The organism is Bacillus cereus group sp. BfR-BA-01349 (assembly GCF_022663795.1).
GTDB lineage: Bacteria > Bacillota > Bacilli > Bacillales > Bacillaceae_G > Bacillus_A > Bacillus_A cereus.
In genome coordinates, this window is sequence record NZ_JAKUGE010000049.1 from 1 (window position 1) to 14,487 (window position 14,487).

Sequence of the window (14,487 nt, forward strand, 5' to 3'; positions counted from 1 at the left end):
GCTTTTATTTTATCTTTTGAAGAAAATTTAGCCATAAAAAATGCACCTCCAATTGTTAGTTATGTGTCTAACAATTGGGGTGCACTTCAGATGAGAAGAGGTCTTATACATCTATAAGAAACACTCTTCTCATCTTTCAAGCACACGCTTGCTGGATTTGGCACAGCACTCTGAAATCGAGTCCGCTGCCGAGGCATCGTAGGGCCAGTCCCTCCGCCTCTCTTTATAAGAAGGTTTCATATTTATTTTTTAATAATAATTTCTTCCCTAACTTTACTCGCTTACAAAACAAAAGTCAATTATTTTTTGTATAGATTTTTTTGGTAATTATACAAAAATTTGAATACAACAATCATTTCAACTTTTCTGTTTCTTCTTTCAATATTGAAATCCAATAAAATTTACTATTTTTTATTGTTGCTAATATCCATTTCGTAGTATACCAAGCTAACTCATACTCTTCCTTCGTGACATCGCCACTTTTATAAGCATACTCTAGCTCCTCTTCATCTAATACATACACCTTACCGCTAGGTAATAATACTACATCTAAATATAAATCATCAAAATACGGTAAACCACGATCGTCTATTTTATATTCTTTCGCCACATCTATATAATATTGCACTAATTTTTTCTGATCATCTAACATAGCGGTAATCGCAAAGTTTTTCCCGTCTATGAAATATTGAATCCACGTATACTGATCCGCTGCAATACAAAGTTCTTCACCATCATATTCTTTACAACTAGGCTCTCTCACCTTTTTTATATCCAGTATTCCGAGCATTCCCTCTTCCACTTGCTTAACCGTATAACTCTTTTCTATTAGTCTCTTCCACGAAGAACCGTCACCATATTTTCGTTTCATTATGTCTGCTCCTCTTCTATATACAGAAAAGCTCCCACATATTATGTGAGAGCTTTTTCATATTATAATTAAGCCGCTTGACCCTTTTCAGAAATCTCTTTTAAATAAGCTTGTCCTTTTTCAGCGTCATATTGACCTTCCCACTTAGACATAACTACAGCTGCTAAAGAGTTTCCTACAACGTTAACTGCTGTACGAGCCATATCTAAAATACGGTCAATACCAGCAATGAACGCTAAGCCTTCAGGTGGAATACCTACTGTACCAAGTGTCGCTAATAATACAACGAATGATACGCCCGGTACACCTGCGATACCTTTTGATGTAACCATTAATACAAGCAATAATGTAATTTGTTGTGTAATAGATAAATCAATACCGTACATTTGCGCTAAGAAAATAGCCGCAATTGCTTGATATAAAGTTGATCCATCTAAGTTAAATGAATAACCTGTCGGAATAACGAAAGATGTAATTGCTTTCGGACAACCGAATTTCTCCATTTTCTCCATGATTTTTGGTAAAACTGTTTCTGAGCTTGCTGTAGAATACGCTAAGATCAGCTCGTCTTTTAAAATCTTAAAGAATTGGAAAATGTTGATTCCAAATATTTTCGCTGTAAGTCCTAAGACAACTACGACGAAGAAGATCATTGCCCCATATACGACAATTAGTAATTTCCCTAATGGAATTAATGAAGCAAGACCAAATGTAGAAACTGTAACACCAATTAGTGCAAACACACCAAATGGTGCAAATTTCATAACTTGGTTTGTTACGTAAAACATTGCGTCAGCTACACCTTGGAAAAATTGAAGAACTGGTCTTCCTCTTTCACCAATTGCTGCTACACCTAAACCAAATAGTACAGAGAAGAAGATAATAGCAAGCATATCTCCGTCAGCCAATGACTTCATAATATTCGTTGGAACAATATTTACAAACGTATCTGCAAATGAATGACTTTGTACTTGCTCTGTCGTATGTGTATATTTCGAAATATCTGTCTTTGTTAACTGCTCCATATTTACGCCTTTTCCTGGTTGGAAAATATTCGCTATTAATAGACCAACAATAATTGCAATTGTTGTAATAATTTCAAAGTAAAGAATTGTTTTTCCGCCTAGTCGACCTAGTTTTTTAACATCGCCAACACCAGCAACCCCAACAACAATACTTGCTACAACAATCGGTACAACGATCATTTTAATTAATCGGATGAAAATATCACCAATTGGTTGTAAGTACTTCACAACAGCTGGATTATCAAAGAAAATCGCCCCAACCGCAATACCAAGCGCAAGCCCTATTAATATTTGCCATGCAAGTCCTATTCTTTTCATATTTGTTGTAACCCCCTCTTCGATGTGTCACTCTATCTCTCATTCTATCTCTATAAAACTAAGAAATTAAGAGTATTACATATTATTCGACAATTCACTACATTTTGTCCCTGTTAAAAATCATAAATCAAAAATTTAAATCTGACAACAAAATAACTTTGCCCGAACACAAATAATTTTCTTGACAAAAAGCAGACCCATGTCAGAAAACCTAACATGAGAACGATTCCTCACTAGTGTTTTATTAGCTTTCCAAGTAATATTTTACCTCATAAAAACGATTACTTTCCTTCTTCACTTTACAGATTAATTCCAAAATATACCTTTGTTACACATATGAATAAAATGTATGTACTATGACAATTACAGTTGAAAAATGATAAATTCCGACAAAACTTAGCAATTTTATAAAGTTTTCTTTACATTATGATTACAACGATAGACACTCTTCTTCTTATGATATATAACATTCATAGAGGAAGGAGTCAGACAACTATGAAAAAGAAATTTGCAGCGTTTAGTGTTTTAGCAGCAGGAACGATTTTTGCTTCCCCGTTACTTTCACCCGTATACGCTGAAACAAATCAAGATAAATTATCTAACATTCAATCTGAATTAGAAGGCAAACAAAGTGACTTACAAAATAAATCAGTCGAGAAAGAACAAATAGAAAAAGAAATTCAAGAATTACAGAAGAAAATTGATGAATTAACTACTTCTATTAATAAAAACGAAGCTGAATTAAACGATACAAAAAAAGAAATTAGCAAAACTCAACAAGTAATTGCTGACAAAAAGAAACATATAGAACAATTACAAACAAACATAGATACACGTCAGGAAGTTATTAAACAACGATTACAATCTATGCAAGAAAAACCTCGTACAAATATCATTACAGAGGTACTAACAAATTCTTCAAATATTGCCGATCTTGTTGATAATATGTACTCCGTAAGTTTAATATTAAACAACGATACAGATATTGTAAAAAAACAAACATCTGATCAAAATGCTGTAACTACAGAAAAAGAGGCTGTTGAGAAAAAAGAACAACAACTGAAAGAATCTGAGCAAAAACTAGAACAAAAACAGCAAGAATTACAAAATAACCAACAACAGCAACAAACTCTTATTAACGATCTACATACGAAAGTAGCAAAAGTAGATTCAGAGATTGAAGGATTAGAAGAATCCAAAGGCATTTTAGAAAATCAACGTCAAGCTGTGCAAAAAGCAATTGAAGAAGAAAAACGGGCCGAAGAAGCTCGTAAAGCGGAAGAAGCCCGCCAGGCAGAAGAGGCCCGCAAACAACAAGCTACTAAATCTGCTCAAGCAACTCAAGCCGCTCCAACACCACATGATACAAACATCGGTGGCTTTATCAAACCAGCAGCTGGATCAAAAACTTCCGGATTTGGTGTACGTTCTTTAGATAACCATAAAGGAATTGACATCGCTGCTTCGGGAACGGTTCCAATTATCGCCGCTGCAGATGGCGTTGTTATTCGTTCAGAATTATCATCTAGTTACGGAAACGTAGTGTATTTATCTCACCGTATAAACGGAAAAACATATACGACAGTATATGCTCATATGAATAGCCGTTCTGTATCGAATGGACAAACTGTAAAACAAGGCGATCAGCTTGGATTTATGGGGAACACGGGCCAATCATACGGACAACATTTACACTTCGAACTTCATCTTGGAGAATGGAATGTCGGCAAGACAAACGCAGTTGACCCATCTCCTTATATCGGATTATAAAAAACCTCGGTGCCTACCGAGGTTTTTTATTTACACTTCACACAATATAGGCATTCTACATAGACTATAACTAAATGCCTATAGTTTACGGGGTGATCAATATGAATACGCAATTACAACAAAAAATAGAAGAAGCTAGAGAGACGTATATTGGCCGGATATTTACATTTGGCGGCTCAGTATTATTTTTAATCGGTTCATTCCTTGCAGTCACTACAGCCTATAAAGCATATAATCGTTTATTACACTCATCAACATCCACATAAAAAAAGACGGGAGATCCCCGCCTTTTTTTATGCAAACATTTTAAATACACCTATCGCATTTAAAAATACAATTATTACAGTTACCGGAATAACATAACGAAGTAAGAAGAACCAAATGTTAAATAACGTTTTCCCCTTCGTTTCCGTCACTTCTAATTCTTTCATCAATAACTCTTTACTCATTTTATTTGGTACAAATAATGAAATAGCTAGTACTCCTAACGGCAGCAATACGTTACTTACCGAAAAGTCAACTAAATCAAAGAATGTTTTCCCGAATATTTTCACGTCACTCATAATCCCAAATGATAAAGCTGATGGAATACCGACTGCAAAAATAAGAATACCGATTAATAATGATGCTGATGGACGCTTCTTCTCATTACCTTTCGCAACAGATGCTACTACAATTTCAAGCATTGAAATTGCTGATGTTAAAGTCGCAAAGAAGAATAAAATTAAAAACATAATAAAGAAAAATTGACCAAATGGTATTTTTGCAAATACTGCCGGAAGGACGATAAACAGTAATCCTGGTCCTTCAGTCGGTTTAACTCCTAATGCGAAAATCGCTGGGAAAATTGCTAATCCTGCAAGTACTGTAACAAAAACAGTTAAACTCACAATAGATGTTGCTGATTTCGCTAAATGTTCTTCTTTCTTTAAATACGAACTATACGTTACCATTACCGAGGCACCTACTGTTAGCGAGAAGAAAGATTGTCCCATTGCATATAAAATCGTATCTGCTGTAAGCTTTGAAAAATCTGGCTTTAAGAAGAACTCTACTCCAGCAAAAGCACCATCGAGTGTTAACGCACGAACAATAATCGCAATAAATAAAATAAATAATAGCGGCATCATGTACTTACTTGCCTTTTCTATACCTTTCTCTACACCTTTACTTACGACAAAAATTGTACAAAGCATAAAGATAAATTGTGCTCCAATCGCACTTAACGGATTTGAAATCGTTTCACCGAACAATTGTCCATAATCAGCTGCTCTATTCCAGAAACTTCCTGTCACACTATAATATAAATAAAGTAAAATCCATCCACCTACAACACTATAAAAAGATAGTACACTAAAACAAGTAACAACTCCCATACGACCAATCCAAGTATATACTTTGCTATTTGGCACTAGTACTTTATAAGCTGTAACGGCCTCTTTTTGCGTGCTACGTCCAATAACAAACTCCGCTATTAGAAGAGGCATACCTATAAATAAAGTTAATAGTAAAAATACAAGGAAGAATGCGCCTCCCCCGCCATTACCTGCAACATATGGAAATTTCCATATCGCACCAAGACCTACTGCGGCTCCGGCTGCTGCGAGTACAAAGCCGATTTTCGACGTCCATTGCTGTGTTTCTTTCATCATAAATTCTCCTTTTCCGAATATTTAAACTTTTGTTAATTATACACTTTCATTTCATACTCGCACACCTCCTTTAGAAAATAAAAAAGTCCCCTACACGCAAATATGCATGTAGAGGACGATATATGTAATGTAAATACCGTGGTACCACCTCAATTGGATTGATAAATCCCACTTGTTCAAGTACAGGAATAATTCCGATACTCTATCCTTTTAACGGCGGAACCCGGGTTGCCTACTACAATGTTCAACATACCTCTCGCAAGCCCATTCTGTATATTTTATCGTACCGGGCTCCCACCTAACCCCAGCTCTCTGAACGCATCAAATATACGTACTCTTCTTGCTCATCGATTTCATCTATTGAAGTTACTTGTGATTATAAATTATATTTTTATATTTGTAAAGCGCACTTTATCTTTTATTATTTTAAAATCTTTTCCTCTAATTCTCGTAAAAAACTTTCTCTTTTCCCCTCGTTTTGCACATATACTGATTTCAACACTTCTTGGAGCAATATATTTCGTTCCCTCTTTTCTAACTGTAAATCTTTTAACTTCAACCTTACTTCATATAAAAAATCTAAATACGATTCATATGTCTCATCATATTTATTTGCAATATCATCTCGAATTTTTTTTGCGAGCTTCGGGCTCGCTCCCCCAGTAGAAACTGCTATATTAAGTAAACCACGATGAATCGCTGCCGGAAAATGAACATTACCACTTTCCGGATTTGTAATAACATTTACTAATTGATTCTCAGCGGCATCTTCAGCAACTTGTTCATTTAATATTGAATCACTACTCGCTGCAACAACTAAAAAAGCACTTTTAATATCACTTTTTTCATATTCTCTTTGATACCAACGAATTTTCTTTTCTTCCACAAGTTTTACTAAATTCGCATCTAATTCTGGACTGATCACAACTATATCCGCACCCTGTTTGAGTAAAGGAATAATTTTAAATCCTGCAACTTTTCCCCCGCCAATAACAACAACGCGTTTCTCATTAACTCGCACTGTAAGTGGATACATACTGATCTCCTTTCAATAACTCCGTCGTTTTCTGAATTAACATATCTTGAAACGCTTCATTCTTCCCTAAATATGGACTGATTTTTATCTCTTCCAATTCATATTGGCGCACTTCTTTCTCAATATGTTTCATAAGTAAACCTGTAAATAACAAGTAAGGCAGTACAACGATGTTCTTTTCTTTTCGTTCTACAACTTCCTTTAACTTCTCCTCAAATTTTGGCTCTGCAGCCGCTAAATAACAAACCTCTACTTTTTTAACCTTCTCTTTTGTTTGAAATAAAGAAGCAATCCAGTTTATATCTCTTAATACTTCAGGATCACTACTCCCTCTTGCAACGAGAAGTAACGTCACTTCATTTTTATCTTCCTGTTCGATGCCACTTCCGCTATACACCGATTTAACAAGTGTTTCTGATACACCAAACGGATTACCATAAGTCACTTTAACATTTGGATATTGATTCTTGAGCTTTACCAATTCAAACGGAATATCTTTCTTCACATGACCTGCCGCTAATAAAAAAACAGGGATAGCAATAATCTCTGTGGCCCCACGTTTCACACATGTACGAAAACCATCTTCAATAGAAGGATTCGCTAACTCTAAAAAACAAACTTCTTGAATAGTCGCTTCTATACGGCTCATACACGATGTAATAAATTGAATCGCCTCTTCTTTCGCTGTCTTCAAACGACTTCCATGACATATATATAAAACGGCTTTCATTTTACAACACTCCACTTACTTGATAAGCATTTTCTGTCTGCTTCTCAAACCAATGAATTTTTTCTCTAAAACGGACAACTTCTCCAATTACAATCATGCTCGGATTTTGAATTTGCTCTTTTTTCGCAACATCTACAATTGTCCCTAACGTTCCAACAACTGTGCGTTGCATAGACGTCGTCCCCTGCTCAATAATAGCAGCTGGCGTACTTTTATCTTTTCCATGCTTCATAAGTTGCTCACATATGTAGGGCAAATTACTAACCCCCATATATACCGCTAAAGTCTCTACACCTTTCGCTAAACTTTCCCATTTCACTTCTTCTTCAGCACCTTCTTTCCTATGCCCAGTCACAATAGCAAAACTTGCACTTGCATCACGGTGCGTCACTGGAATGCCCGCATAAGCAGGAGCAGCTATTCCAGCTGAAATACCAGGAATGATTTCAAATGGTACACCTTGCTTTGCTAATGCTTCAGCTTCTTCTCCCCCTCTACCAAACACAAATGGATCGCCGCCCTTAAGCCTCGTTACAACTTTTCCTTTTTTCGCATACTTAATAAGAAACGTGTTAATTGTCTCTTGCTTCATCGTGTGATAATTCGGGAGTTTTCCGCAATAAATTAAATCCGCGTCAGGCTTTGCGTGTGAAAGCAGCTCTTTATTCACAAGTCGGTCGTATAAAATAACATCTGCCTTCTCAATACATTTCAACCCTTTAACAGTAATTAAATCTGGATCGCCAGGACCCGCTCCAACAATATAAACCTTTCCCATCATCTCTCCTCATTTCTTCTATTAAAATGAAACTTCCATTCGTATATAAGAATGGAAGTTTTTATTTTTTCGTATTACTGATCTCTACTCATGGATAACAAATGCCGCACCTTTTCGAATCTTCTTTTTTTCAAACAAAGAAATCTCTTTTACCTCTGGCAACGGTAAAAAATACTTTTCAAGCTCAATCTCCGCAAGCTTAAATGCCTGTTCTTCACTTTGAGCAACAACAACTATCGGAACAATATCACTCACTAATACAGCTTCAAATCGATATAAATCCATATCGTCCCTCCTAAGACGCTATTACTTCTTCTAGCACGTTATTTAACGCTATTTGTAATGTATCTACACCAACACGACCTACAAAATCATAAAATGTTTCGGCTGGTAATTTATTCTCTTTGAAATAACTTATAAATGATGCGAGTACATCAGGTAGATCCTCGCCATCTATTTTTCCTTTTAACTTTTGATTGTAGGCACCGCCATCTAATAATGTTCCACCTACGTATATTTCAAACGCTTCAACAATGCCTTTTTCCTTCGTTTTCATTTTCACACCTTGTAACCCAATGTCAGCAATTTGACGTTGACCACATGAATTCGGGCAGCCTACCATATGAATTCGAACTGGAACATCGAGTGCAATTTGTGTATCTAAGTATTCTGCAATTTTTCGTAATCTTTCTTTCGTTTCTACTAGTGCAAGATTACAATATTCAATACCGGTACATGAAACCGCATGACCAATAAATGATTTCGGGCTAGCAGATATCGCTTCAAACAGCGGTTCACTAAGTAATCCTTTTACATTTTCCGGAGGAACGTTCGGAATAATGAAGTTTTGCGAGTTACATGTACGAATTTGTCCATTTCCATATTGCTTTGCGATTCTTGCAATCTCAAACATTTCTTCTGCATGTAAACGACCTACCGGTACATTAAAACCTACATATTTTAATCCCTCTTGTTTTTGGTCTTGAACACCATAAAAATAGCCTGCATTCCATCCTTTGAGTGCACTTTCCCCTTTACTTTGTAAAGGCCCTGTATACTCTATTAGTTTCTCTTTAAATTTCTCTGCTCCCCAGTCCGCAACAAGAAATTTCAACCGAGCTAAATGACGTTTCTCACGATATCCAAAATCACGGAATATAGTAGCAATCGCAATCGCCACCGCCTTCACTTCTTCTGGTAAAACGAATACATCTAATTCCTCAGCTAAATACGGACGGGCTGATAATCCTCCACCTACTTTTATATGAAAACCAACTTTTTTCTCACCATCTATTTCTTTCGTAGCAGGTGTAAATGCAACACAGTTAATCTCTGCGTTTGCTGAGTTATAAATATTAGAGCTAATAGACATTTTAAATTTACGTGGTAAATTAGAAAACTCTTCATTATGCTGGAAGTAATCGTATACTTCTTTTACAATATGCGTTGTATCAAATAATTCATTTGCATCAATGCCAGCAAGCGGATTACCTGTAATATTACGCGTTATATCACCACACGCTCCAGCTGAAGACAATCCAACTCTCGCTAATCTATTAAAAATATCTGGAATTTGATGAATTTCTAACCAATGAAACTGAATCGCTTGTCTCGTCGTAATATCTATTACATCACGTCCATAATCTTCAGCGATAGAAGCAAGTACTTCTGCCTGTGCATTTGTAATAATCCCTGACGGAATATTTACCCGCATCATAAAATAACCAGCTTCTTTCGGTCTTTGTAAATACAAGCCTGCCCATTTAAAGGCATCCCACTCTTCTTTCGGAATAGATTCGAAACCATTTTCCGCATAGTAAGGAATATCATTAAAAATTTCTAAGCCATCTTTTTCTAATTTATTTTTCTCGGTCTGATTTAATTTTTCATTATTAGCCCATACTTTTTCATAACTCATTGTTTATCCCCCTATATAAAACTACGCTCTTGTAAGTACTTCACGATTTGTTCTGCACATTCTTCAATAGAATATTTGTGCGTTTCTACAATTAATTCCGCTTGCTCTGGCTCTTCATAAGGCGAATCAATACCTGTGAAATCCTTAATGTCACCTTTTCTTGCCTTTTTATAAAGCCCTTTCGGATCACGTTTCTCACACTCTTCAATCGGACACTTCACAAAAATTTCAATAAATTCATCTGCCGCTAATAAATCTCTTACTTGTTTACGGTCTACTCGAAATGGTGAAATAAATGCTGTAAGGACAACTGTTCCTTGATCTACAAATAACTTTGCCACTTCGCCAATACGTCTTATATTTTCCATGCGATCACTTTCAGAAAATCCTAAGTCTTTATTTAAACCGTGACGAATGTTATCCCCATCCAGCACATAATTTCCAATATTCTTTTCAAACAGTTTACGAGCGACCGCATTCGCTACTGTAGATTTACCCGAAGCTGATAAACCAGTAAACCAAATTACAAAACTGTGATGTCCATTCTTCGCTCTTCTCTCATCTTTTGAAACCGACGCTGTATGCCAAGTAATATTCGTATCCATCTCGTTCTCTCCCTATTCTGTTACTACTGCTTTTTTCAATCCTTTAATTAGTACTTCCACTACTTCTTTACGACTAAATGTACTCGGCGGAATCTCACCGTTTCTTAATAATTCTCTTACTTTTGTACCCGATAAAATAACATGATCTTCTTTTCCGTGCGGACATGTTTTCGTTGAAGCCATCGCTTCACATTTCGTGCAGTAAAAACTATGTTCAAAGAATAGTGGTGTAATTCCTAACTCTTCTATCGTAAAATTCGTGAAAATTTCTTGCGCTTCATAAGTACCGTAATAATCTCCTACCCCTGCATGATCGCGCCCTACTATAAAGTGGGTACATCCAAAATTCTTTCTTACTAACGCATGAAATATCGCTTCCCTTGGTCCTGCGTAACGCATGGCAGCAGGAAATACACTTAAAAAGACACGCTTTTTCGGATAATAGTTTTGAAGGAGTACTTCATAGCTTTCCATTCTTACATCAGCAGGAATATCATCCGATTTCGTTTCTCCAACGAGCGGATTTAAAAAGAGACCATCTACAATTTCAAGAGCAGACTTTTGGATATACTCATGGGCACGATGTACCGGGTTTCTCGTTTGAAACCCGACCACTGTTTTCCACCCACGTTTTTTAAATTCTTCCCTCGTTTCAATTGGGTCTAAATGATAAGAAGGAAATTGATTATTTTCAAAGCGTTTTGTTAGAATAATAGTTCCTCCAACGTAAACGTTTGGTCGTTCATATAATTTTTCCACTCCTGGATGAGCCCCATCCGTTGTTTTATATACAAGTAACGCTTCTTTTTCTTTATCTGGTACAAAAATATCTTCTATTTGAATGACACCATATATATTTCCATTGTTGACAAGCTTTACTTCCTCTCCAACTTTCAGGCTTTCTGCGACTTTTTCTGTTACAGGTAATGTAATTGGTATACTCCACACACTACCATTTGCTAAACGAAGCGTTTCTACGACTGAATCATAATCTTCCTTCCCTAAAAAACCAGTAAGGGGGCTATATCCACCTGTCGCCAATAGTTCTAAATCACTTAACGCAATATTGTCTAACTTAATTTCTTTTTCAATTTGTGATACGTCATATGCCTCATCTATACGGTTTACTAATTCGTTTACTATGCTCATTTTTCTATATCCTCTCTTAGCTTTATTTCAAGATTCATCTTATTGATAATGAAGACCACATTCAGTTTTCACTTTTCCAGCCCATCTACCATCTCTTGAATCGCCACCATCCCCAACAGGTAACGTACATTTCTCACACCCAATACTTGGATAACCAATATCATGCAACGGGTTATACGGCAAGCTATGTTTGTATACATATCGCCAAACTTCTTTCCACGTCCAATGAATGAGTGGACAAACTTTAATAGATTGAAAACGATGATCTTGATTTATAAACTTTGTATGCTTACGTGTTTCTGATTGTTCCCTTCTTAAGCCTGATATCCATGCTTTTTCCACTACTAATGATTTTTCTAAAGGTAAAATTTTTCTAATCTTACAACAAAGATTCGGATTGCTCTCCCACAGTTTTTCACCATGCAACTTCGCCTGTTCATCAAGTGTAAGTTCTGGCTGTTTTTCTATAATATTCAATGAAGGAAATCTTTCCCGCACTTTCCGAATTAATTCATACGTTTCTTGAAAATGAACATTTGTATCCAAAAATACGACTTTAGCATATGGATTTACTTGGTTTATAAGGTGCAGCAATACCATACCTTCCACCCCAAAGCTACATGCGTAGACAATTTCATCTTTATACTCTCCATAAGCCCACTTTAATACTGATAGCGCGCCTTTTGTTTCGTCTTCTTCCGAAAATGAAACAACATTTTCTTCCCACGTTTCATACGTCAACATGTTTTTTCCCCCTGTAAAAGCAAAAAGACGGTTTTAACCTAATGAAAATAGGTTAAAACCGCCTCTAGTTTTTCTAGTCAGCGCTTTTCACTTTAAACGTACTTTTTCACTTTTCTCTAACTGAATTACTTTTCCATCTTGCACAACAATTGTAATTGAACCATATTTCATATCAGCAAGCATCGCTTCAATCTTCTCGGATACTTCATCAAAATGTTCCCGTACACTCACGCAAACAGCCCCCCTTTTTATTCATAAAAAAAATCTTTCCCATTTCGAAAAGACTGTTCGGTAATATATTTTACCTTATCTTTCAAAATGGATCCCATTTTGCTGGATTTAGCACCTTGCTTTCTATAAGCAGGTTGCCGAGCTTCTTCGGGCCAGTTCCCTCCGCTTCTCTTGATAAGCTTTGTATTTGTATTTTATCACAATTCTGATTTTTTTCAATCCTAGTTTTCCGATATATTTTAATTATTTTATTTTATAAAAAAGGAATTGCCCATACGAACAACTCCTTTTCCTATTTAGACAAGCTCTTTAATACGTATGCGATCGTTCCCAATAATATTTTCATGTGTTTCACGTTCCACAACTACTTGCGATGTTCCGCCTTTTGCAAAGACAACGGCTGGTCTTCGAATCCGATTGTAATTATTCGCCATCGAGTACCCGTATGCTCCTGTACAGGAAACTGCTAGTAAATCAGAAGCAGCGACTTTCGGTAAATGAATATCCCAAATCAACATGTCTCCACTCTCACAGCATTTCCCGGCAATCGAAACGAGTTCCTCATTCTCATCATTCCCTCGATTCGCTAACATCGCTTCATAACGCGCGCTATATAAAGCTGGTCTTAAATTATCTGTCATTCCACCATCGACTGATACATATTTCCGAATACCAGGAATATCTTTCACAGATCCAACTGTATAAAGTGTTGTCCCAGCATCACCTACAATGCTACGGCCTGGTTCAACCCATATTTCTGGCAATGGATATTCACATACAGTAAATTGTTCTCTCACTGCACTTGTTACAGCTCGCACATATGTCTCAAGAGTTAATGGTGTATCTGACTCTGTGTAACGTATTCCAAATCCTCCGCCTACATTTAACACTTTTACTACATAGTTTGTTTGCTCTCTCACTTCTTCTAAAAATTGGCGAAGAACTTCAATCGCTCGAACAAAACCAGCTGTTTCAAATATTTGTGATCCAATATGTGAATGGATCCCTAGCACATTATAATTGGATTTTTGTACAGCAAATCTAATTGCCTGCATCGCTTGACCGTTTGAAACGCCAAATCCAAATTTCGAATCATCTTGACCTGTTGTAATATATTCATGTGTGTGCGCCTCTACTCCAGGCGTTACACGAATTAATATGTTCACAAATTTCCCATGTTGCATCGCTAAATCGTGTAAAACTTCTAATTCAAAGAAGTTATCTACGACAAAACAACCGATATTCGCCTGAAGAGCCATCACTATTTCTTCTTCTGTTTTATTATTTCCATGAAAATGAATACGTGATGCCGGAAATCCTGCTTGGAGCGCAGTATATAATTCTCCCCCAGAAACAACGTCTAATGACATACTCTCTTCACGAGCTACTCGGCACATCTCCATGCACAAGAACGCCTTGCTTGCATATGCTACTTGATAAGAGAAACCACTTTCTTTAAAAGCACGATGAAATGCTCGGCATTTTCCTCGGATAGACTCTTCATCGTATACATAAAGTGGTGTTCCGTATTGCTTTGCTAGCTGCGTCGTATCGCACCCTCCAATTTCTAAGTGTCCTTGCCCATTAATTCGGCTTGTGCCGTGTAAATACATTTAAATTCCTCCCTTATTTCCTCTAAAACTCATAACCCCAATCTTCT

15 protein-coding genes, 2 riboswitches and 1 other annotated feature are annotated in these 14,487 nt (G+C 36.4%); of the genes, 2 read left to right on the top strand and 13 right to left on the bottom strand.

Annotated features, from left to right (window positions below; translation table 11 throughout):
* Positions 1–126: 126 nt before the first annotated feature.
* Positions 127–232: riboswitch (SAM riboswitch) on the bottom strand.
* 120 nt (positions 233–352) lie between these two features.
* A complete protein-coding gene (locus MR169_RS22055) occupies positions 353–871 on the bottom strand; it encodes a ribonuclease FAU-1 family protein (protein ID WP_242320035.1) in 519 nt (172 codons plus the stop codon).
* 68 nt (positions 872–939) lie between these two features.
* Positions 940–2,214, bottom strand: coding sequence for a glutamate/aspartate:proton symporter GltP (gene gltP, locus MR169_RS22060; RefSeq protein WP_000821130.1), 1,275 nt, complete (start codon positions 2,212–2,214; stop codon positions 940–942).
* A gap of 495 nt (positions 2,215–2,709) precedes the next feature.
* On the opposite strand from gltP, the gene MR169_RS22065 reads away from it, so the two are divergent.
* Positions 2,710–3,984, top strand: coding sequence for a murein hydrolase activator EnvC family protein (locus tag MR169_RS22065; protein ID WP_000726081.1), 1,275 nt, complete (start codon positions 2,710–2,712; stop codon positions 3,982–3,984).
* Between the two features lie 101 nt (positions 3,985–4,085).
* Complete coding sequence (locus MR169_RS22070) at positions 4,086–4,250, top strand: hypothetical protein (protein ID WP_001096002.1); 165 nt, start codon at positions 4,086–4,088, stop codon at positions 4,248–4,250.
* Positions 4,251–4,277: 27 nt separating this feature from the next.
* On the opposite strand, the gene MR169_RS22075 is transcribed toward MR169_RS22070, so the two are convergent.
* The 11 genes from MR169_RS22075 to lysA all read right to left on the bottom strand — a co-directional run bounded on the left by MR169_RS22075 (position 4,278) and on the right by lysA (position 14,440).
* Positions 4,278–5,633, bottom strand: a complete 1,356-nt coding sequence (locus tag MR169_RS22075; protein WP_242320036.1) for a sodium-dependent transporter — start codon at positions 5,631–5,633, stop codon at positions 4,278–4,280.
* A gap of 111 nt (positions 5,634–5,744) precedes the next feature.
* Positions 5,745–5,993, bottom strand: a binding site (T-box leader).
* 64 nt (positions 5,994–6,057) lie between these two features.
* A complete protein-coding gene (locus MR169_RS22080) occupies positions 6,058–6,672 on the bottom strand; it encodes an NAD(P)-binding protein (protein WP_000283355.1) in 615 nt (204 codons plus the stop codon).
* Complete coding sequence (locus MR169_RS22085; RefSeq protein WP_000648889.1) at positions 6,647–7,402, bottom strand: sirohydrochlorin chelatase; 756 nt, start codon at positions 7,400–7,402, stop codon at positions 6,647–6,649. The genes MR169_RS22080 and MR169_RS22085 overlap by 26 nt, the downstream gene beginning before the upstream one ends.
* 1 nt (position 7,403) lies before the next feature.
* On the bottom strand, positions 7,404–8,180 hold the full coding sequence (gene cobA / locus MR169_RS22090) for a uroporphyrinogen-III C-methyltransferase (protein ID WP_000521255.1): 777 nt from the start codon (positions 8,178–8,180) through the stop codon (positions 7,404–7,406).
* 84 nt (positions 8,181–8,264) lie between these two features.
* On the bottom strand, positions 8,265–8,465 hold the full coding sequence (locus MR169_RS22095; protein ID WP_242320037.1) for a DUF3906 family protein: 201 nt from the start codon (positions 8,463–8,465) through the stop codon (positions 8,265–8,267).
* Between the two features lie 10 nt (positions 8,466–8,475).
* Complete coding sequence (locus tag MR169_RS22100) at positions 8,476–10,098, bottom strand: nitrite/sulfite reductase (protein WP_000119607.1); 1,623 nt, start codon at positions 10,096–10,098, stop codon at positions 8,476–8,478.
* Between the two features lie 11 nt (positions 10,099–10,109).
* A complete protein-coding gene (gene cysC / locus MR169_RS22105; RefSeq protein WP_000380494.1) occupies positions 10,110–10,703 on the bottom strand; it encodes an adenylyl-sulfate kinase in 594 nt (197 codons plus the stop codon).
* 12 nt (positions 10,704–10,715) lie between these two features.
* A complete protein-coding gene (gene sat / locus MR169_RS22110) occupies positions 10,716–11,852 on the bottom strand; it encodes a sulfate adenylyltransferase (RefSeq protein WP_000029483.1) in 1,137 nt (378 codons plus the stop codon).
* Positions 11,853–11,891: 39 nt separating this feature from the next.
* Entirely contained in the window at positions 11,892–12,596 is a 705-nt protein-coding gene (locus MR169_RS22115) for a phosphoadenylyl-sulfate reductase (protein ID WP_000959010.1), read from the bottom strand.
* Between the two features lie 87 nt (positions 12,597–12,683).
* A complete protein-coding gene (locus tag MR169_RS22120) occupies positions 12,684–12,827 on the bottom strand; it encodes a YezD family protein (protein ID WP_000116158.1) in 144 nt (47 codons plus the stop codon).
* Between the two features lie 72 nt (positions 12,828–12,899).
* Positions 12,900–13,008: riboswitch (SAM riboswitch) on the bottom strand.
* 115 nt (positions 13,009–13,123) lie between these two features.
* Positions 13,124–14,440: a diaminopimelate decarboxylase gene (gene lysA, locus MR169_RS22125; RefSeq protein ID WP_242320038.1), complete on the bottom strand. Its 1,317-nt coding sequence runs from the start codon at positions 14,438–14,440 to the stop codon at positions 13,124–13,126.
* Positions 14,441–14,487: the final 47 nt, after the last annotated feature.